The sequence below is a fragment of the Stenotrophomonas sp. STEN018 genome (assembly GCF_056760235.1).
This window is the reverse complement of the sequence record NZ_JBRREK010000143.1, coordinates 1-763: the sequence shown is the minus strand read 5'-3', so window position 1 is coordinate 763 and position 763 is coordinate 1. Positions and strand designations below refer to the sequence as shown.

The 763-nt window shown below is 65.0% G+C and carries 1 protein-coding gene; it reads right to left on the bottom strand.

Going from position 1 to position 763, the window contains the following annotated elements:
* Positions 1 to 726, bottom strand: a protein-coding gene (locus ACVOMB_RS21085; protein WP_331690432.1) for an IS5 family transposase whose coding sequence is annotated in 2 segments (ribosomal slippage) — positions 1 to 411 and positions 411 to 726 — 727 coding nt annotated over the 2 segments. Because the reading frame shifts where the segments join, the coding sequence is not laid out codon by codon here. This gene is flagged as partial in the annotation.
* Positions 727 to 763: the final 37 nt, after the last annotated feature.

Genomic DNA, 763 nt, shown 5'->3' with positions numbered 1-763 from the left:
GGATGAAGGCCGCGAACATGACGTCGAGCTTGTCGAAGCGGCTGAAGATGCGGCGGAACCCTTTCAGACGGCGGAACAGGCGCTCGATTTCGTTGCGGCGCTTGTAGATCTCGGTGTTGTACGCCCATGGCTGGGCCCGCAGCGGATGCGGGGGCACGACCGGATCCAGGCCCAGATCCAGCGCGAGCTGCCGGGTTTCATTGCCCTCGTAGGCGCGATCCATGACCAGATGGCAGCGCACGGGCAGGGGTGGCAGGGCATGCAGCAGGGCGCGACCGGCTGGGGCATCGCCCGCCTGGCCCGGCGAAAGCGAGAAGGCTAACGCGCAGCGGGAATCCGCGGCAGCCATATGAATTTTGGTGGTCCAGCCTCCGCGGGAGCGGCCGATGGCCTGCGGGCCGTTTTTTTTCGTGCGCCGGTGCCGTCCGGGTGGACCTTGACGATCGTACTGTCCAGGCTGACCGCCTCCAGCCGCACCCGGACCAGCTGTTCGGCCTGCATGCGCTCGAAGACCCGATCCAGGACCCCGGCCTTGGCCCACCGGTTCATCCGCGTGTAGATCGTGTGCCAGTTGCCGAACCGCTTGGGCAGGGCCCGCCACTTGCAGCCATTTTCGGCCACGAACAGGATCGCGTTGAGCACTTGAAGGTTGTCCAGCGACACATTGCCCCGCTGCCGCGGCAGGCAATCCTCGATACGCGCGAATTGCGCAGGCGTAAGTTCCATGCGCAGTATGTTAGCACGTAGTGTTAACAGGCCCTAG